This is a genomic window from Lutibacter sp. Hel_I_33_5, from assembly GCF_007827455.1.
GTDB lineage: Bacteria > Bacteroidota > Bacteroidia > Flavobacteriales > Flavobacteriaceae > Polaribacter.
Genome location: NZ_VISM01000001.1, coordinates 66,660 through 87,718 on the forward strand (window position 1 = coordinate 66,660; position 21,059 = coordinate 87,718).

At 27.0% G+C, this 21,059-nt stretch carries 16 protein-coding genes and 1 tRNA gene; 7 read left to right on the forward strand and 10 right to left on the reverse strand.

Annotated features, from left to right (window positions below; translation table 11 throughout):
* Nucleotides 1-38: 38 nt before the first annotated feature.
* Nucleotides 39-566: an HAD family hydrolase gene (locus tag OD91_RS00300; RefSeq protein WP_144894417.1), complete on the reverse strand. Its 528-nt coding sequence runs from the start codon at nucleotides 564-566 to the stop codon at nucleotides 39-41.
* On the reverse strand, nucleotides 550-1,251 hold the full coding sequence (locus tag OD91_RS00305) for a Rossmann-like and DUF2520 domain-containing protein (RefSeq protein WP_144894418.1): 702 nt from the start codon (nucleotides 1,249-1,251) through the stop codon (nucleotides 550-552). The genes OD91_RS00300 and OD91_RS00305 overlap by 17 nt, the downstream gene beginning before the upstream one ends.
* Nucleotides 1,252-1,322: 71 nt before the next feature.
* On the opposite strand from OD91_RS00305, the gene bshB1 reads away from it, so the two are divergent.
* The 3 genes from bshB1 (at nucleotide 1,323) to OD91_RS00320 (ending at nucleotide 2,559) form a co-directional block, all read left to right on the forward strand.
* A complete protein-coding gene (gene bshB1, locus OD91_RS00310) occupies nucleotides 1,323-2,039 on the forward strand; it encodes a bacillithiol biosynthesis deacetylase BshB1 (RefSeq protein ID WP_144894419.1) in 717 nt (238 codons plus the stop codon).
* A 51-nt stretch (nucleotides 2,040-2,090) separates the two neighbouring features.
* Nucleotides 2,091-2,166, forward strand: a tRNA-His gene (locus tag OD91_RS00315).
* Between the two features lie 90 nt (nucleotides 2,167-2,256).
* Entirely contained in the window at nucleotides 2,257-2,559 is a 303-nt protein-coding gene (locus OD91_RS00320) for a hypothetical protein (protein ID WP_144894420.1), read from the forward strand.
* A gap of 277 nt (nucleotides 2,560-2,836) precedes the next feature.
* Here the strand turns inward: OD91_RS00320 and OD91_RS00325 are convergent, their stop codons facing one another.
* From OD91_RS00325 to uvrA, 4 genes are all read right to left on the reverse strand, one after another.
* On the reverse strand, nucleotides 2,837-4,585 hold the full coding sequence (locus OD91_RS00325; protein ID WP_186434358.1) for a histidine kinase dimerization/phosphoacceptor domain -containing protein: 1,749 nt from the start codon (nucleotides 4,583-4,585) through the stop codon (nucleotides 2,837-2,839).
* A 171-nt stretch (nucleotides 4,586-4,756) separates the two neighbouring features.
* Nucleotides 4,757-5,452, reverse strand: a complete 696-nt coding sequence (locus tag OD91_RS00330; RefSeq protein ID WP_370511731.1) for a response regulator — start codon at nucleotides 5,450-5,452, stop codon at nucleotides 4,757-4,759.
* 21 nt (nucleotides 5,453-5,473) lie between these two features.
* Entirely contained in the window at nucleotides 5,474-6,571 is a 1,098-nt protein-coding gene (locus tag OD91_RS00335; protein WP_144894423.1) for a MauE/DoxX family redox-associated membrane protein, read from the reverse strand.
* 71 nt (nucleotides 6,572-6,642) lie between these two features.
* Nucleotides 6,643-9,435, reverse strand: coding sequence for an excinuclease ABC subunit UvrA (gene uvrA / locus OD91_RS00340; RefSeq protein ID WP_144894424.1), 2,793 nt, complete (start codon nucleotides 9,433-9,435; stop codon nucleotides 6,643-6,645).
* 216 nt (nucleotides 9,436-9,651) lie between these two features.
* Between uvrA and OD91_RS00345 the strand changes: the two genes are divergently transcribed.
* The gene (locus OD91_RS00345) at nucleotides 9,652-10,236 is read left to right on the forward strand and encodes an RNA polymerase sigma factor (protein WP_144896885.1); all 585 of its coding nucleotides are present in this window, start codon (nucleotides 9,652-9,654) and stop codon (nucleotides 10,234-10,236) included.
* Between the two features lie 245 nt (nucleotides 10,237-10,481).
* Here the strand turns inward: OD91_RS00345 and nth are convergent, their stop codons facing one another.
* Complete coding sequence (gene nth / locus OD91_RS00350; protein ID WP_144894425.1) at nucleotides 10,482-11,132, reverse strand: endonuclease III; 651 nt, start codon at nucleotides 11,130-11,132, stop codon at nucleotides 10,482-10,484.
* A gap of 132 nt (nucleotides 11,133-11,264) precedes the next feature.
* On the opposite strand from nth, the gene bcp reads away from it, so the two are divergent.
* Nucleotides 11,265-11,717 carry a thioredoxin-dependent thiol peroxidase gene (gene bcp / locus OD91_RS00355; RefSeq protein WP_144894426.1) on the forward strand — a complete coding sequence of 151 codons (453 nt, stop codon included), beginning with the start codon at nucleotides 11,265-11,267 and terminating at the stop codon, nucleotides 11,715-11,717.
* On the opposite strand, the gene OD91_RS00360 is transcribed toward bcp, so the two are convergent.
* Together OD91_RS00360 and OD91_RS00365 are read right to left on the reverse strand one after the other, a co-directional pair.
* Nucleotides 11,714-12,340 carry a response regulator transcription factor gene (locus OD91_RS00360; protein WP_144894427.1) on the reverse strand — a complete coding sequence of 209 codons (627 nt, stop codon included), beginning with the start codon at nucleotides 12,338-12,340 and terminating at the stop codon, nucleotides 11,714-11,716. The two genes, bcp and OD91_RS00360, sit on opposite strands and share 4 nt — an antisense overlap.
* Entirely contained in the window at nucleotides 12,340-14,055 is a 1,716-nt protein-coding gene (locus OD91_RS00365; RefSeq protein ID WP_222428662.1) for an ATP-binding protein, read from the reverse strand. Before OD91_RS00365 ends, OD91_RS00360 begins: the two co-directional genes overlap by 1 nt.
* A gap of 182 nt (nucleotides 14,056-14,237) precedes the next feature.
* Here OD91_RS00365 and OD91_RS00370 point away from each other — a divergent pair, with 182 nt between their 5' ends.
* Nucleotides 14,238-14,633 carry a helix-turn-helix transcriptional regulator gene (locus tag OD91_RS00370; protein WP_144894429.1) on the forward strand — a complete coding sequence of 132 codons (396 nt, stop codon included), beginning with the start codon at nucleotides 14,238-14,240 and terminating at the stop codon, nucleotides 14,631-14,633.
* A 73-nt stretch (nucleotides 14,634-14,706) separates the two neighbouring features.
* Nucleotides 14,707-18,402 (forward strand): T9SS type A sorting domain-containing protein, encoded by a 3,696-nt coding sequence (locus OD91_RS00375; protein WP_144894430.1) that lies wholly within the window; start codon nucleotides 14,707-14,709, stop codon nucleotides 18,400-18,402.
* A gap of 196 nt (nucleotides 18,403-18,598) precedes the next feature.
* Here the strand turns inward: OD91_RS00375 and OD91_RS00380 are convergent, their stop codons facing one another.
* Nucleotides 18,599-21,043 (reverse strand): TonB-dependent receptor, encoded by a 2,445-nt coding sequence (locus OD91_RS00380; RefSeq protein WP_144894431.1) that lies wholly within the window; start codon nucleotides 21,041-21,043, stop codon nucleotides 18,599-18,601.
* Nucleotides 21,044-21,059: the final 16 nt, after the last annotated feature.

The following is a 21,059-nucleotide window of genomic DNA, read 5'->3' on the forward strand; positions in this document are numbered from 1 at the left end:
GTTTTTTTTAATGAATATCAATTAGTGTTCCAAACTGATTAATCATATTTTGCATCAAAGTTTTCATCCCATTTTCCTTGCACTCGCATTATCTGCTCAATAACATCTCGTACACAGCCTTCACCACCTTTTTTATCTGAAATATATTTAGAAATAGATTGAATTTCTTGTGCTGCATCGTTGGGACAACAAGGCATTCCTACTAATTTCATTACTGGAAAATCTGGAATGTCATCACCCATATATAATACTTCTTTAGCTTCTAAATTATATTTTTCAAGGAGTTCTTGATATTGTTTTATTTTATTATGCGCTCCTAAATAAATATCTTTTATACCTAAATTAGCTAAGCGAGTTCTTACACCTTCATTGGTGCCACCTGAAATAATACAGACTTTATACCCTTTATCCACAGCTGTTTTTAAGGCATAGCCATCTTTAATATTCATTTGTCTTACCAATTCGCCATCTGGCATAATAGTAACAATTCCGTTTGTTAACACGCCATCTACATCAAAAATTAATGTAGATATTTCTGGTAAGAATTGTTTATAGCTTTTCTCCATGTTGGATTGAATTTGTTAAAAGTGTATAGATCTCTTGTTGTTCTTTATTCAACAAATCTAAATGATTTTTTATTGTTTTTTTGTCGTTTCTGATTGCTGGACCTGTTTGCGCTTTTTTGGGAGATATTTGCTCTACTTTATTAGCTGTTTCTTTTATTAGTGGTAGAAGAATTTCAAAAGGCACATTTTGGTCTTTACAAATATCATTAGCAGTTTTATACAAATGATTCGTAAAATTATTTACAAAAACAGCAGCTACATGTAAAGCTTTTCTTTGCTTTGTGTTTATTGAAAATATTTTTGTTCCTATTGTTTTTGCTGCTTTTTCTAATAATTTTAAGTCTTTTTCATTTTCAGTTTCTAAACAAAAAGGAATTTCATTAAAGTCAACTTTTTTTCCTTTCGTAAACGTTTGTAAAGGGTAGAAAACTCCTTTTCGAGTATTGTTTTTCAATGATTTTATGGAAGCACTTCCAGATGTATGTACAACAAATGAATTAGTAACTTTTGATGATACTTCTTCAATAGCATCGTCCGAAACTGCAATAATTGTAATATCTGCTGTTGGAATATCTTTTAGTTTTCTGGAGTTTATGCTAGAAACATTCACCTTATCCGCTTTTTTAAAAGCATTTGTTAAATGCGTAGCCACATTTCCTTTACCAATAATAACAACAGATATCATAAAACGAAGATATTCTTTTTTAAGTAAAAAGAAAAAAGGTTTTAGTAAATTAGCAGATATATTTTATTTATATGAAATTAGACATATTAGCTTTTGGATCGCATCCTGATGATGTAGAATTAGGTTGTGCCGCAACTATTGCCAAAGAGATTTCTTTAGGGAAAAAAGTTGGGATTATAGATTTAACGCGTGGTGAATTAGGTACACGTGGATCTGCGGAAATTAGAGATCAAGAAGCTGCAGATGCTGCGAATATTTTAGGGGTTACTATAAGAGAGAATTTAGGTTTTGCTGATGGCTTTTTTATGAATGATAAAAAACATCAATTAGAAATCATTAAGATGATACGAAAATATCAACCAGAAATTGTTTTATGTAATGCCATAGATGATAGGCATATAGATCATCCAAAAGGTAGTAATTTGGTTTCTGATGCCTGTTTTTTAAGTGGTTTGTTAAAAATTGCAACAGAGATAGGAGGTAAGGAACAAGAAAAATGGAGACCTAAGCATGTATATCATTATATACAGTGGAAAAGTTTAAAACCCGATTTTGTAATAGATGTTACTGGTTTTATGGACTTAAAGATGAAGTCGGTATTTGCATATTCTTCACAATTTTTTGATCCAAATAGTAGTGAACCAGAAACTCCAATTACAAGTAAAAATTTTACTGAAAGCATTAATTATAGAGCAAAAGAACTAGGTAGATTAATTGGCGTTGAATCTGCAGAAGGTTTTACTACAGAGCGTTATGTAGCCATAGAAAGTTTAGATAAATTAATTTAATTTTTTCTTTTTTAGCAATAGAAAAAACGATTATATTTGCACCCGCAATATGGTGGTTGTAGCTCAGTTGGTTAGAGTATCGGTTTGTGGTACCGAGTGTCGCGGGTTCGAGTCCCGTCTTCCACCCAAAAAAAAAAGTCTTCTCAATTTGAGAAGACTTTTTTTGTATCTTTAACTTCCAAATTATAATATATATTGAATGAGCTTACAGGATAAAATGAAAAAGAAAATTGATGAGCATGGTGGAATAGAAAAAGTAGTGGAATTTCTTAACAGTTTTAGATTGACTGTTAATGAAGATGATAAAATCTATTTTAATAACATGATAGATTATTTTTCTTTATTGTTTCAACAAACCGTTCCTGTTGAACAACATGCCGTAGAGTACAGAGAAGCTTCTTTAAAAACAATTGAGGTAATTAATGAATATAATAAAGAAAACACTTGCGAAACACTAAGTTTTTTGTCAGAATTAATTACGTTTAAATTACAATCTGTAGTTAATCTTAAAGAAAACTGATTTTTAAGATGTAAATGTTTTATTAAATTAAAATTTTAAGAAGTGATATATGTTAAAAATACATCTATAAAATTTTATAGATGTATCATTAATCAGCTAGTAGAATTACTGAGGACAAATGTAATTTTAACTACAGCTATTTAAAAATAGAATACTTAGGGGGTAAAATAAAACGCTGTATAGGTACTAATTCTTTAGCTTGGTATAAATGTACTATAGATTTATAGGAAAGAATAATTTATGTTGTAAGCTGCTATAGATATGTTGTAAAATACTATTAAATTGTACTTTTTTCAATAAAGTTAAATGTAATTTTCATTCCATTAACAGATTCTATTAATGGTTTACTACCCAGTTGATTAACGAGTCTTCGGATGAGATTTATACCAATTGTTTTATTTTTATTTATTTCTTCAACATCTATTCCAATACCATTATCTCTATAATCAAAAGAAATAACATCAGCTTTTTTAGAGATACTAATTGTTATTAAATTATCTTTTTCTTCTCGAAATGCATATTTGTAAGAATTTGTGATTAATTCATTGATGATGAGTCCTATCGCTTGAGTTTGATCTATATGAATAGAAAGATTTTCTGGTATGTTGATGTTATAAGAAATCTGTTTTTGTGTATTATATAGACTGTTTAAATTATCAATGATACTTTTTATATATTCTAACAAAGAAATATCAGATAAACTTTCATTTTTAAACAACGTACTGTGTACAATTGATAAAACATTAATTTTATTAATAGAGTATTGAAAGGTTTCTTTTAATGAAGCATTTTTAATCTTATTTAATTGAAGATTCATAATACTACTCATAACCTGTAAATTGTTTTTTACACGATGATTTAGTTCATTTAATAAAATGTTTTTTTCAGTTAAGTTTTTTTCAATCGAATTTTTTTGTGAAGAAATAATTGTTTTCTGTTTTCTTAATTTGTAATAAAATATGCCTAAGGCGAACAATATAATTAGAGCAATGATAAATAAACCAGAAATTATTTTAATTCTATTATTTCTAATAATATTTTCATTGTTTATTTTATTAATTTCTTCTTTTTGTGCAACAATTTCTTCTTGAAAGTCTATGAGATTAATTATTGCTTGTTTTTTTTCTTTTTCATTAATAATATTTAAAGAGTCATTAATTTTATTATATTTTTCACTAAAATAAGTTGAAGAATCGCTTTTAATGAAATCTTTATGATAAGATGATTTTAATTTCAAATAAAGATAGTTATCTAACCCTTTCAAGCTATCAATATATTTATTAGCTATCTTAAATTTGTTTAAATTTAAGTAGCAACTTGCTAATTGTTCCCAACTACTGTTTTTAGCTGACCAATTTTTCTTTTTTAAAAAAAAATTAGCAGATTTAACTTCATATAAAAGTAAAGGTAAAGCCTTATCATATTCTCCAAAATTCATGTGACATTGAGCAATATTACCTTTTACTAGGCCAATCCAAAAATCCCTAGCTGCTAATTTTTTATTTTTCTTTAATGTTTCTACATTAATTTGCTTAAAATATCGTAGGGATTTAGAATAATAATAATAAGCTGAATCCCACTTTTTAGCTCTCATATGGAATACGCCAATATTATTTAATGTTGAAGCATAATTAAAACTGTATTGTTTTTTAATTGTGTCTGTGTTAAATTCTTTATAGCTTTTTAGAGCAAGTTCGTTTAGTCCAATTCTACTATAAATATCATAAATTTTAAATTTTTTTATTACACAAACCTTTAATTTTTCTCTATTGATTTTAATTTGGTCTAAAGTACTTTTTATTTCTCTAGCATTAGTGTCTGCATATCCTAAGAGGCTACATAATTGTTCTTTTTTTAAAGAATCAAAATTTTTCAGGTAATAATTATAAGCAACGGTCATTGCTTTTTTATAGTTACCAACAGTATTATGTAGTTCAACTATTAAAATTTTAATATAAAATAAGCTTTCTGGGTTGTTTATATATTTTTTTTCTTCTTCAGTAAAATAGATTAACCAATTCTTCATGGGTTTAAAGTCAATTGGTCTGAAAGAATGAAAAAGATCTATCTTTTTTTTATAGTCTTTCTCTTTTAAAAATAATGTATAATTTTCTAAATGTATTTTTTCTATTTGAGAATAAAGATTATTTGAAATAGAAAAAAATATAAAAAATAATAAGGGTCTTAATAACTTCATTTAATTAATAAATTTCTTTAAAAATGACCTAAATTCTGAAGAAACAGGAATCTCTACTTTGTTAACAATCACTTGTCTATAGTTAAAAGCAGATACTTGGTTTAAGTTTATTATATAAGATTTATGACATTTATAAAAGTTATTTGGTAGTTTTGAAATAAACCCTTTTAAAGTAGATCTTAAAATATATTTTTGATGTTTAAGGCAGTATAATTCTAAATAAACATTATCAGATTTTATATAAGAAATTTCTTTAATAGGTATTTTATGATATAAATTATTTTTTTTAACAAAAATATTTTCTTCAATTATTTTATTGCTTGAATTTATATGATTTTCAAATGCTATCTCTATGGAAGCTTTAATATTATTAAGATCAAAAGGTTTAACTAAGTAGGAGTCTGGTTTAGTTTTAGAAGCTTTTTTTATAGTTTCCAAATCAGAACTTGATGTTAAATAAATAAAAGGTATTTTGTACGTATTATTAATGTGTTCTGCTAATTCTATTCCAGTTTTTTTGCTTGCAAGGCTAATATCTAATAAGACAATATCAGCTTTGTTTTTTTCTAAAGTTGCTAAGGCTTCTTCATAAGAAATAACGTTGCCAATAACATTGTACCCTAATTTTTCTAAGCTTAATTGTAAGTCGTCGGCGATAATTACATTATCTTCAACAATAAGTATTTTAATTTCCATCTCCATAATTTTCTTTCTCTTTTATTGGTTGTAAACTGTTTTTTTTGTTAAATCATTTTTTTTAGGGTTTTTAGCAAATGAACGTAAATATTCTTCTGTGTATTTAATTATTCTATCTTCTGGATAAAAAAGTACTTTGTTAACATCACCAGCCCATTCATTCGTGTAAATTCTAGGCTTGTTATTATTGTATCTATAATACCTTTGAATATGTTCGGGTAAATTGTCTTCTAATTCCTCATCAATTTCTATATAATAATATTTCAATTTCGAAGTGAAAAAGCTAAAAGATAATAAATGATCCCAGCCACCCAAAAGGTTACTAAAAGGTAAAATAATTGTGAAAAGCAATACAAGAACTTTTTGATAATCTAAAGACATAGTGAAAAAATCTAACCATGAAGTTGTTTGTAATGTCCAAAATATTATAAATACACTTAAGATGTTTTGTATATTCCAAGGAACAACATTGTAACCATAACCTAGGTAAAATAAAAGAACGGTAATTCCTAAATGCATTATTACTATTAAAGAAACTCCAAGTTTTCTTGTTTTATTAAATAGTAGTAAAATTCCAACTCCAGATTCTAACCAAGGTACAGCATAGGTAAAAGCCTGTAAAAACCATTCTGGTAAAAAGCTAAAATGCTTTAATAAAGCTCCCATCCATTGCTGATAAAAAATCTCATTTAGCTTATGAACTCCACTCCAAAAATATGTGGCAAAGAAGATAAGAATTACAGCGTAAAGTATTTTTTTAGGCTCAGCTTTTTTATTGAAAATTTCTATGGCAAAAACTGTTAATATACTTTGATAGAAGTAGGGTTGGAGTCTATTTTGATCAATAAGAGCTAATAAAACATATAAAATAATGATGGTCCAACCTTGCCACCTTTTATTTTGAAAAATATAGAGCACTTGTATCCCAAAAAAGAAAATTGCAAGAATATAGTCTAAAGGATATTTTGGTATTGGTAACCAGTCAAACAATGGTATAACAGGAAAATCCTTGGTTGTAATCCAAAGTTTAGGTGCGTATAACATTAAAATTAATGTAGATACGACAGCAATTATGCGAACCCAATTTATTTTTTGGGTATTGGTTAAATTGAATATCATTACTATGTTAGTTACGAGGAATTTATGACAAAACACAGTCTAGTTAATTATATTTTGTTCGTAACGGAATCCTAAAATACTAATTTATCTTTTAAATAGTTTGCAGTAAATGATTTTTTATTTCTTGCTAAATCCTCTGGTGTACCAGAAAAAATAAGATTACCACCATTTTTACCACCTTCTAAGCCAAGATCAATAATATAATCAGCACATTTTATGAGCTCAATATTATGTTCAATCACAATAATTGAATGTCCTTTTTCTATTAAAGCATTAAATGATGCTAATAATTTTTTAATATCATGAAAATGTAAGCCAGTTGTAGGTTCATCAAAAATAAATAAGGCTTTGTCTTTGGTATTTCCCTTTACTAAAAAGGAGGCCAATTTTATACGTTGAGCTTCACCACCAGAAAGAGTTGAAGAAGATTGACCTAATTGTACATAACCTAAACCAACGTCTTGTAACGGTTTTAATTTACTAGCAATTTTTGTTGCCAAGTTTTCAGAGAAAAAAGCAACAGCTTCATCAATGGTTAAATTTAGAATGTCATCAATAGATTTTCCGTCAAAAGTAACTTCTAATACTTCTTTCTTAAAACGTTTTCCTTTACACGTATCACATTCTAAATGTACATCAGCCATAAACTGCATTTCTATGGTAACTTCACCTTCACCTTTACAAAATTCGCAGCGTCCACCTTCCACATTAAAAGAAAAATGTTTGGGTTTATAGTTTCTTATTTTTGATAACTTCTGATTAGAAAACAACATTCTAATATCATCATAGGCTTTTATATAAGTAACGGGATTTGAGCGTGAAGAACGACCAATAGGGTTTTGGTCTATAAATTCCACATGTTTTATATTCTCATAACTTCCTTTAATTTCTGTGTGCTGTCCAATTTTATCTCCATAACCAATCAGTTTTTTTTGCATGGATGGATATAGAATTTTCTTTACTAACGTGCTTTTTCCAGAACCAGAAACTCCGGTAATTACTGATAAGCAATTTAATGGAAACGTAACATTTATGTTTTGTAGATTATGTTCTCTAGCACCAATAATTTGAATATAATTATTCGACGTTCTTCTAGTGGTTGGTACTTCAATTTTTAATTCTTCATTTAAATATTTAGCAGTTAAAGAATCTGACTTTAAGATTTGATCAAAAGTTCCTTCTGCAACTACATTTCCACCAAACGTTCCTGCTTCTGGGCCAATATCTATAATATAATCGGCTTCTTTCATAATGTCTTCATCATGTTCTACAACTACAACAGTATTCCCTAAATCACGTAAATCTTTTAAAACCCCAATTAGTCTTTCAGTGTCTTTTGGATGTAGACCAATACTAGGTTCATCCAAAATATACATGGAGCCAACTAACGAACTTCCTAAAGATGTTGCTAGATTTATTCGCTGACTTTCACCGCCAGAAAGTGTATTGGATGTTCTATTTATGGTTAAATAATTTAATCCAACATCATTTAAGAATTGTAATCTGTTATTGATTTCAGTAAGCAACCGTTTACCAATTTTTTCTTCGTATTTATTAAGTTTTAAATTTTTAAAATGAATAATTAATTCATCTAAAGGAAGTGTTACTAGATCAGAAATTGTTTTATTATTGATTTTTACATAATCGGTTTCTTTACGTAAACGTTTACCATTGCAATCTGTACATTCTGTTTTTCCTCGATAACGAGAAAGCATTACTCTATTCTGAATTTTATAACTTTTTTCTTCTAATAATTTAAAAACATCATTAATACCTTTGAATTTTTTAGTTCCGTTCCAAACTAGATTTTTTTGTTTTTCAGGAATTTGAAACCAAGGTTTATGAATTGGAATATCAAATTTCGCAGCATTTAAAATTAAATCTTCTTTATAATGTTTATATGCTTCTGTTTTAAAAGGAAATATACAATCTTCATAAATAGATAAACCTGTATTTGGGATGACTAAATCAGCATCAATTCCTATTACATTTCCATATCCTTCACAGGTTGGACAAGCTCCGTAAGGATTATTAAAACTAAAAAAATGAGTGTTGGGTTCTAAAAAAGTAATTCCGTCTAATTCAAATTTATTACTGAATTCTTTTATAGTTTTAGTTGCTAAATTTTCTATCATACAAACTCCTTTTCCTTCAAAAAAAGCAGTTTGTATTGCATCTGCCAATCTATTATAAAAATCTTCATCATTCTTAGTAATGATCCTATCAACTACTAAAAATAAATCATCATTTTTATATTCTTTTAATGGAAATTCTCCAATTCTATAAACAGTATCTTTATATTTTAACCTAGCATATCCTTGTTGCTCTAAAACCTGCAAAACAGTCTTTAAATCTCTGTTTTCATCAATAACAATTGGAGAAAGTAATAAAAGCTTAGTTTTTTCTTCTAATGTTTTAATGTGATTTACAACATCCGAAACGGTATCTTTTTTAACTTCAGCATTTGAAATAGGAGAGAAGGTCTTACCAATTCTAGCATACAATAGTTTTATGTAATCGTAAATTTCTGTTGATGTACCAACTGTAGAACGTGGATTTGTAGAATTCACTTTTTGTTCAATAGCAATAGCTGGAGCAATTCCTTTTATATAATCTACTTTTGGTTTGTGCAATTTTCCTAAAAATTGACGAGCATATGAAGATAAACTCTCAACATATCGTCTTTGTCCTTCAGCATACAACGTATCAAAAGCTAAAGAAGATTTACCAGACCCTGATAAACCAGTGATTACTACCAATTTATTTCTAGGAATTACAACATCAATATTTTTTAAATTATGGAGTTTTGCTCCTTTAATAATAATGTTTTCTTTAGGATTTGCAGTAGCTATATCTGTCGTCATTTAATAAAAAAATAGAGCATAAAAATACTACTTTTAATACTAGATTTAGAAAAAAATAAATCGATTTTTTGTTAAAAAGTTTGTTGATTTAAAAAAATATTTCAATATTTGGCTTATTAATAACCACAAAAACACGCATATAGTTTAAAATTACTTTTAAAATTATAATTAAATATTAATCAGAAAAACACTCGTTTTTCTTAAAAGTAATTTATGATGCGTAAAGAAGTAGCCCAAGACAGTACTCTAGTTAGCGACTATATCAGAGGAAACGAAATTGCCTTAGAAAAATTAATAAAAAGACATCAACAACGCTTATATAGTTTTATCTATAACAAAGTTCACGATAGAAATATTACAGAAGATATTTTTCAAGATACCTTTATAAAAGTGATAAGAACCTTAAAAAAAGGGAATTATAACGAAGAAGGTAAGTTTTTACCATGGGTGATGCGTATTTCCCAAAATCTAATCATCGATTTTTTTAGAAAAAGTAATAGAATGCCGACATTTAAAAATACAGATGAGTTTGATATTTTTTCTGTATTAGGTGATGGTGAATTAAATGCAGAAAAAAAGATGGTAAAAGAACAAATCTTATCTGATGTTAGGGATTTGGTTGAAGAATTACCAGAAGAGCAAAAAGAAGTATTAAAAATGCGTATGTATAAAGATATGAGCTTTAATGAAATATCTGAAAATACAGGTGTTAGTATCAATACTGCTTTAGGTAGGATGCGATATGCGCTTATTAATTTAAGAAAGATAATAGAAAAGAATAAAATTATTTTAGTGAACTAACAATAAATGTAAAAATGTATCGTTAAGTAGTTGATAACTAAATCTAAAACCTGCTTATATGATGCAAATTTACTTTAAAAAGTCATCTGAGTTTCAGATGCAACCTAAACAAGAAACAGTTCAATTTTTGATTAATTTTTCCAAATCACTAACTATTGTAAAAACCAAATCAAAAAATCTCATTGAATTGAATTTGAATTAAGAGTGGAAAAAGCTTCAACAAATGTTGGGGCTTTTTTTATGGTTTAAGTTTTATAATATTTCTCTAAAACAGTTTTTCTACCAATAGTTTTAGTAATAATATCTTTATCTAAATCCCAACCTCTAGCGGGCGAATATTCTCTTCCATACCAAATTATTTGCAAATGTAAATCGTTCCATAATTCTTTAGGAAATAGACGTTTTGCATCTTTTTCTGTTTGTGTAACGTTTTTACCATTTGTAAGGTTCCAACGCCACATCAATCTATGGATATGAGTATCTACAGGAAAAGCAGGCACGCCAAAAGCTTGGCTCATCACTACACTTGCTGTTTTATGCCCCACTGCTGGTAATTCTTCCAAACCTTCAAAACTTTGAGGTACTTCGCCATCATATTTATCAATTAATATTTTAGAAAGCCCATAAATACCTTTAGATTTCATGGGTGATAATCCGCAGGGGCGAATAATATCTTTAATTTCTTCAACAGTCATTTTAATCATATCAAACGGATTGTCAGCTTTAGCAAATAAAAGAGGTGTAATTTTATTAACTCTAAGATCTGTACATTGTGCAGATAACAAAACAGCAATTAATAAGGTATAGGGATCTTTATGATCTAACGGAATTGGTATTGTTGGGTATTTTTCTTGAAGTGTCTCAATTACAAATTGAACCTTTTCTTGTTTGGTCATAAAATGAATTATTAAGTTGTAAAGTTAAAAAAGTTGAAAGTATAATATCTTACTTGACATCATTTTTTTAAGAAAATGTTAGAAGAAACTTTATAAACGTTGTATTTTTATACTTTATAAACTCAACAGGATATGACATCATTAAAAGTAGGGGATAAAGCTCCAAATTTCGAATCTAAAGATGAAAAAGGAAATACAGTAAAGCTTTCTGATTTTTCAGGTAAAAAGTTGGTGTTATTCTTTTATCCGAAAGCAAGTACGCCTGGTTGTACAGCTGAGGCTTGTGATTTACGTGATAATTATCAATCTTTTTTAGCCAAAGGATATCGAATTTTGGGTGCAAGTGCAGATTCAGCAAAACGTCAACAAAATTGGATAGATAAACATGGGTTACCGTTTCCTTTGTTAGCAGACGAAGATAAATCTGTAATTAATGCATTTGGTGTTTGGGGACCAAAAAAGTTTATGGGTCGAGAATATGACGGAATTCATAGAACTACTTTTGTTATTGATGAAAATGGTGTTATTGAAGATGTAATTTTAAAAGTAAAAACAAAAGTACATGCTAGTCAAATATTGGATTAAAAAACTATTAATCCATTTTGAATTCCAAATTTTAATAGTTCTGGAGTATTTTTAGTATTTGTAATTTCAAATAATTCTCTTTTATGAGATTTTAAAGAACTCTCGGAGATATTTAAGATTTTAGAAAGTTCTTTTTCTTTTTTATCAGAGTGATTATATAATGCTTCTAAAACTTCTAATTTTCTTTTTGTAAAATCCAAATTACCTATAGATATTTTAAAAGATTTATTGTTAACCTTTTCTTGATCATTCTTGTAACAATTTAAAATAACCTCTTTAAAGTTTGATAAATCACTGTCTTTTCCAATAAAATAATCAACACCTTTATTTAGCGCTTTTTCTTTTATGAAATTATTATTCATAGTTGTTAATGCAATAATTTTAAAATCTGAAGTATCGTTTTTTATTTTATGAATAAAGTCTAAAGAACTAAGACCATTAAAATTTACATCCAAAATTAAAATATCAAAAATAGAATTATTAGTGAACGATATTAGAGAGTCTAAAGAAGTAAAAGTATTACTTATAGTAAATTCATCATGTATATTTAAGCTATCCTTTAAAGCATCACAAAAAAAGCGATTATCATCTGCTATTACAATTTTTAATGGTTCTTTTGTCATTAGATTGGGATGCTTATTTTTATAAATGTTCCTTTATTAATTTTAGAGTCAATATTAATCTTACCGTTCATTTGTAATACACGATTTTCTATACTCTTTATACCTAAACTATTTTTTTTAATTAATTTTTTATCAAAACCTATTCCGTCATCTTTTACTACTAAATAAAAATAATTTTCATTATTATTAATTTCTATAATAATTTTTGAAGCTTTAGAATACTTAATTGCGTTGGTTGTTAATTCTGAGATTATTCTATAAAAATGCACACATTTTTCTGACGATAGTTCTATATTTTTAATATCAAAATTGTTTTGAATACGATTATTTGTAAGTTGATTAAATTTATAACAAAACTCATTTAAATTTTCAATAAAATTTTCTGAGTTAATTTTCGGCGAATACAAGCTGTATAATAAATAACGATATTCTTTATAAAATGAGTCTAAAATTTCTTGAACTTTTTCTGGGGTATTTTTAGATTTATTTAAAAGTCGAAGTTTTAAAGCTTCTAAATAACCACCAAAGCTGTCGTGTACATTATTGACTAATTTATTACGTTCTAAATGTTGAGATTTTAGTAAATTCTCTTGAAAACTATTTCGTAAGTTCAAATTTTCTTGACGTAAATTAATAGCTAACATTTTTTCTTTTACAATTTCACTAATAACATAGTATGTTATTAAAAGAGTTTCTAAAACCATTAAAACATAGGAGAAATTCACTAATAAAAGTGCAGAGTTTAGTGATATTTTTGGGTTTGGATTTATAAATAAATGTACTATGGCAAATAGTATGGTAAGTAAAAAAGAAATACCTAAATAAAAAGGTATTATTTTTTTGAATATTAAAATAAAATGAGCGATAAAAATAAGTATAGCGCTGATTCTTACGGGAATCCAATACCAATATAAATTAAACTGTACATCGTCGATGACCCATTTTAAAATCAACAATAGAATAATAATAAAAGAGGTAAAAGCAGCAGTTTTAAATAGATTTTTAGAAAATGAGTTTTTTCTTTCAAAAGGATATAAATTCATAAAAAAAAATGCTGCGAAAAGTACTAAAGAAGTTTGTACTAATGTTTTAAGATTATGAAATAAAAAAGGGTCATTAGATAATAAATCATTAAACCAGAGACCTTTAAAGATTAAGTAATCTGTTATTAAAAAAGCCATATATCCAAAATACCAAAGTAAATTATACTGCTTTTGTATGTAAAATAACACTAAAATTATAAAACCTAAAATTAATAAAAAAGTGCAGATTGCTATATTATATCTAGCATCTTCTTGAGTAAATTTTAAAAAATCATTAGTATTTAATAATAAAAATTTTAAATTGGAGTGATACCTGTCGCTATCATTTATTTTAATAAAAACATTAGTTTTTTTATTGTTCTTTTTGAGTTTCCATGTTGGTAAACGAAAATTAACTTTTCTTTCTTTAAGTGGGTTATATCTGTAGTTAGAGTTTAATTCTTGTATAATATTTTGTGTTACAATAAAAACTTGACCAGTTTTTAAGTAACTGTTCCAATTAATGAGATACTTATCTTTATTTAATGAATCTATTTGAAAATGTAACCAACTATTTTGTTGATCTTTAAGAGAGTAAAATACTTTTTCACTTATTGATTCTGTGAATTTCCCTTTTTTATATAATAAAATAACATCTTTTATCTCTAAAGTATCGCTTTTAAAATCAAGCATTTTTACTTTATCCTGAAAAGTGTAAGTGGTGTCATTATCAATAACTGAACAGGCAATTGTTAAAAAAATAAGAAGTAAAAGTATAAAGGTCTTTCTCATAATTATAAAGCCATACTAAAGTATGGTTTTTTTTTAGCTAGACAAATTAATTTTGTTATAAACAAAAAAAACACAAATTGATTATGGGGGTAATTAAATTAAAGTATAACAATGCATATAAAACTATTGATAATAAATATCTAATTGATAATAAAGTAATGCCAATAAGTCTTATTGAAGACTTTCTTTATTTTTATAATTTGACATTACAGGATTTACCAGAGCTAGCAAAATTATCAACTAATTTAAAAGAAGATAAAAGATTTAAAAAATTAAATAAATCAAAATTCTATTCTTTAACTAAAAAAGAAAATGAAATTTTTAGATTAGTTACAAATGGGTACAAAACCAATGAGATAGCTGATAAACTTTTTATTGCTACTTCCACAGTAGATACACATAGAAAAAACATTAAACAAAAACTTGATACAAATTCTGTATTTGATTGGTATAAATATGCAAAAGTATTTTGCCCTTAGTAACTTAATGAATACCTATATCTAGGTATTGACTATTTATATAAAAAATAACATTTTTACAAAAACTTATATTATGAATAAAAGACTACTTTATTTGTTATTTTCATTTACGGTATTTAATATTTTCTCACAAACAATTATTCCTATTGAAGATGCAAATTTTGAACAAGCATTAATAGATTTAGGTTGGGATTCTAATACTACTTTAGATGGAAAATTGTTACTTACAGATGCTGAAAAAATTGATAGTTTAAAATTATGGAATCCTACTAATGTAGTACATTCTGAAATTCCTCTTAACCCCAATTTAACGAATGTTAATGGGAAAATAAAAGATATTTCTGCTATAAAGTACATGCCAAAATTAACATACCTATTTGCAGGATATAATGAAATTAATAAAATTGATATTTCTAATAATCCTTTTTTAATTTATTTAGATGTAAGAGTAAATGATTTAACAGAAATAGATGTTAGTAAAAACATTTTATTAAAGAGTTTTATTGCAAATCAAAACAATATTTCTAAAACAGATGTTTCTAAAAACTTAGATTTAGAATATTTGTATTTATCTGAAAATAAGTTAGATAATATTAATGTTTCAAATAATTTAAAACTAAAGAGACTTTGGGGAAGTAAAAATAATATTACTTCCTTAGATATTTCCACAAATACAAATTTAGAACAAATGAATTTTGATTTAAATTTAAATTTAGGAACTGTAAATTTATCTAAAAACACCAAACTAAATAGAGTGCATTTTTGGCAAACATCAATATCTACAATAGATGTAACATTGTTGCCAGAACTAGAAAGGTTGTATGTTTCTGATGCAAAATTAACAACTTTAGATATTAGTAAAAACCCAAAATTGTATGATTTAAGAATGGGTGAAAATGAGATTACTGAGTTAAATGTTTCTAATAACCCACTTTTAGAAAGAATTGATGCATACAAAGCTAAACTTAAAACTATTAATGTTTCAAATAATACTTCATTAAAAAGATTGTTTTTAAATGAAAATGAACTAACCTCAATTAATCTAAATAATGGAACAAATACTGCTATTACTGAAATTGATTTATCAAAAAACACTGGTTTAACTTGTATTCAAGTTGATGATGTTGATTATGCAACTTCAAATTGGACAAATATTGATGATAATTCTGTATATAATGTAGATTGTGGATTTCCTGTAAATGCACAAATTGTAAATATACCAGATACAAATTTTGAGCAGGCTTTAATAGATGCTGGTTATGATTCTAATGGATTAAATGGTAATATTTTACTGAGTGACGCAGAAGCTATAACTGATTTAAACATTAGTTCAAAAACTATAGCAGATGTTACTGGTATAAAAGCTATGATAAATATTACAAAATTAAATATTGAAGGAAATACTATAAACAGTATTGATTTATCAAATAATATCAAATTAAATGAGTTGTTTATAGGTTTCAATCCTATTAGTAATATAAATATATCTCATAATATTAATTTAAAGATATTTTCTGTTTTTAAAACAAGTATTTCAGCTATTGATGTATCAAAAAATATTAGTTTAGAGTATTTAGATATTTCTGATAGCGATATTTCAACTATTGATATTTCAAACAATACAAACTTATTAGCTGTTACCTTTGCTAACAATAAAATTGCTTCTTTAAATACAGCTAGTAACACCAAATTAGAGCAGTTAACAGTGGGGAATAATATTATTGAAAATTTAGATATAAGCAATAATACTGAGTTAATAAAATTAGTTGTTTCTAGTAATAAATTAACGAATTTAAAGGTGTCAAAAAATGTAAAATTAAGAACTCTACAGCTTCAAAATAACGATATTTTTGAAATAGATTTGAAAAATAATTCTTTGCTAGAAGCAGTTTATCTAGACAATAATAGCCTTTTAACCAAAGTAAATCTTAATAACTCTGCAAATGCAACAATCCATACAATAAGTTTAAATGACAACCCAAACTTAACCTGTGTAGAAGTAGATGATGTAGATTATTCAACTACAAATTGGACAAATGTTGATGATGCATCAGTGTTTAGCGTAGATTGTTACAAACCACTAGTTGTTAATATTCCAGACACAAATTTTAAAGCTGCATTAATATCAAATACAGATGTAAATACAAATGGAGATGCAGAAATTCAAGTTGCAGAAGCAGAGGCTTTTACAGGGAATTTAGTAGCAAAAGAGTTAGAAGTTGCTGATTTAACTGGTCTAGAGGCTTTTATAAATATTACTGGTTTAGATGTTAGAATTAATAATTTAACAAGTGCAGATGTTTCAAAAAACTTAAAATTAACAACATTAAGTCTAGGAGAGAATAATTTGACAAATATAGATGTTTCAGCAAACGTAAATTTAGCATCACTTTTTGTAAATGATAATCAATTAACAACAATTGATGTTTCTAAAAACCCATTAATTGAGACTTTGGGAATTATGAGAAATCAAATAACGACTGTAGACGTTAGCTTCCTAACAAATTTAAATATTTTTTATGCTCATGGTAATCAACTTACAAGTATTGATATAAGTAAAAATACAAACTTAACAACTATACAAGTTTATGATAATCTAATAACAAGTATAGATTTTTCTAATAATATAAAATTAGATAATGTTCGACTCAATAATAATAAATTAACTAGCATTAATGTAGGTATGTTGCTACTACTGGAAGATTTTAGAATAGGAAATAATTTATTAACTGAGTTAGATGTATCTAAAAATGATAAATTGTTATCATTTAGTGTCAATGATAATCAATTAACAAAGCTAAATGTTAAAAATGGTAACAATAGTAATTTTACTTATTTTGATTCAAGAGGGAATGTTGATTTAACCTGTGTTGAAGTAGATGATGTAACCTATTCAACTACAAATTGGACAAACGTTGATCCCGGTCTTTCTTTTAATACAAGTTGTAGCTCTGTTTGGGAAATACACACAGAAGATGAAGCATTAGAAACTGTTTTAGAAGCTATTCCAGGTTTAGATGGAGATGGAGATGGAATGATAACTATAGAAGAAGCGCAAGCATTTACTGGGGATTTAGATTTAAGTGGTCAAAATATTACAGATGTTACAGGTCTTGAAGCTTTTACTAATGCTGCAAGTATTGATATTTCTGGTAATACTATAACAGATATTAGTAGTTTATTAAATTCTACAACTGTTGTTTTATCATCTAGAATATCAGGAGAAAGAAGAACCATTGCAAGAACTAATAATGGAGTTAAAATATTGAATGTTTCAAATAACTTAATTGAAGAAATTGATGCGTCTATGGTCTCTAGCCTTAAAGAGTTAATTGTTAGTAACAATAAATTAGTTTACTTAAATATTGCAGGTAATAAAGGTTTAACAAAACTTATTGCTACAGGTAATAATCAATTAACATGTATACAAGTTGATAATATAGATGATGCAAAAAATAATAGCAATTGGGAAAAAGATGTAACTGCAAGTTATAACACTTTTTGTCAGCAACCATCTTTGTCTAATAAAGATATTCTAAGAGATAATATAGCTATTTATCCGAATCCTATTGAAGATAATTTCAAAATTAATCTTTCTAATAATATTAAACTTACCAAAGTAGAAATCTATAATATACTAGGGAAGAAGGTTAAGTCTAGTAATAAGGAAAATGTAAATATTAAAATGTTGTCAAACGGTATTTACATGTTAAAGATATTTACAGATAAAGGGAAAATTACAAAGAAAATTATAAAAAGAAAGAGTTAATTATTTGTTAGAATTTTGCATTTTTTTTTAAGCGAGGTATTATGTTTTTATCTCGCTTTTTTTATTTATAAAAATCACTATTTATAGGTAGAAAAACTATTAAAAATCTAACTATATTTATACTAAATAAATTCCTTTATTTGTTATTTGATTTGGTTGATAAAAGCCTTTAATGTTACCTTCATTAAGGGCTTTTTTAAAACTGCATACTCACTTTAAAGTTTAATACTCTTCCAGTCATAAAATTCGGAATTCCATATTGACGCTTAGAATACACATCTCTTACCCAAGTATTGGTAATAGAGTTCTGAATATCAAACATATTAAAAAGTTCTAAACCAGCTGTTAATTCTTTAAATTTAGATAACCAACCTGTTGTGTGTTGTTTGTTGATGTCAGCAAAAACATAGGATATACCAATATCTGCACGTTTATAGTCACGCAAACGTTCTTGAAACTGATATACGTCTGCATATGCAGGAGAACCACCAGGAACTCCAGTGTTATAGACTAAATTAAGATATGCTTTTAAATCAGGGATATTAGGTACATAATCTTGGAAAAGGATACCCAATTTAAAACGTTGATCTGATGGTCTTGCAATATACCCTCTATTGTCTATGTTTTCTTCAGTTTTTAAATAACCAATACTAACCCAGCTATCACTTCCTGGAACAAATTCTCCGTTAAGTCGCACGTCTAATCCATATGCATAGGCTTCAGTAACATTATCAGCTCTATATCTAATTCGTACATTATCTACTGTATAGGAATTTACATCAGATAAATTTTTATAAAACAATGCTGTAGTCAATTTAAAAGGTCTTTCCCACATGTTAAAACTATAATCGTTACCAGCTACCAAATGAAACGATTTTTGTGCTTTTACTTCTGGATGAATTACACCGTTTATATCTCTAAGCTCTTTATAAAAAGGAGGTTGAGAATACCAACCACCAGATATTCTGAAAAGCATGTCTTTTTCCCAATCTGGTTTAATAGCAAATTGTGCTCTTGGACTAAAAATAAAATGACTTTGACTTACACCGTTTGAAGCAACATTCCAGCGTTGAGCTCGTATTCCGAAATTATACCATACATCATGTTCGTTCCAATTATCTTTTCTACTAAATTGAGCAAATCCAGAGATTCTATTTGTTTGAACATTATTTTCTACTCGAATATTCTGAAAAGGTTCTATTGGTCCGTTAAAAGAACTATAGGGTTGATTATTTGCAGTAGTATGATTAGGTGGTCTAACAGCAAAACCTAATGAATCTATGATTTCCCACTCTCTAATTCTGTCTTTTATATTTTCATTTTGATATTTAACACCAAAATCATATTGATTTTTACCTTTCTTAAGTGTCCCTCTAATTTGCAGGTTAGTAATTAATGCATCTAAATCATTTCTAGCATGATTTATTTGAGAACCAATTCCTTCAGAAAATTCTACTTCACCAAAATTCTCAGAAGCTACATTAGTATCAACTTCTCCTAAATTATATGCTGCGGCAATATCAAAATGTTCTTCTTCTTGTGTATTGTAAATAGAAGCAACACCAGTTAAGGTTAAATCTTCATTTACTTTATATTCAGCAGAAACAGCATTAAATAACGTTAAATAGGCATCTTTTTCTTGTCCACTATAAAAAACAATTAATTCTAGTGGATCTGCAACTGTTCCAAAACGTGTTTTTCTTGATAAAGGTTTGTAATTATAGTTGTTAAGTGAAAAATTACCTAAATAACTTATCGTTAATTTATCGCTATAATCATAAGATAAGAAAGATTGTACATCAGTAAAATTAGGGTTAAAGTTAACTTCAACTTGTTTGCTATTTACAAAGAGGCTGTTATCTCTATAACGAACTCCAATAATCCCACTTAATTTTTCATTAAAAGCTTTTTCTACAGTAATACTAGCGCCTAATAAACTTGCATCGATAGTGGTTTTAAGTTCTTTAGGTTTTCTATAGGTGATATCTAAAACCGAAGAAAGTTTATCACCATATTTAGCTTGAAATCCACCAGCAGAAAACTTAATATTCTGTATCATGTGCGAGTTAATAAAGCTTAACCCTTCTTGTTGACCAGATCTAACTAAAAATGGTCTATAAATTTCAATTCCATTAACATACACCAAGTTTTCGTCAAAATTTCCACCTCTAACATTATATTGTGTACTAAGTTCATTATTATTATTTACTCCTGGTAATGTCATTAAAACATTCTCAACTCCTGCATTCGGGCCAATAAGATTTTGAACTTTTTTAGTGTCAATAGTTGTAATTCCTTCAGCTTCGTTTCTTTTATCTTTTACAATGATTTCTTCTAATTGTTCAGTTTTTAAACGTAAAATAGGAGAGTATCGAGTAGTTTTTATCGATTTACTTGTAAATTCTTTACTTAATGTATGGTATGAAACATGACTAAATACTAAAGAAATTGTCTGTTTTACAGGGATTCTTATAGAATATCTACCTTTTTCATCTGTTGAAGTTCCGGTTTTACCAAACTTTACTGATACTTTTTCTATAGGTTGATTGTTTTTGTTTTTAACTGTTCCTTTTATAATAGCCGTTTTCTGAGCGATTAATAGAGAAGGGAAGATGAGTAAAATTAAAAGTAGTTTTTTCACTTATAAAAATTTGTGC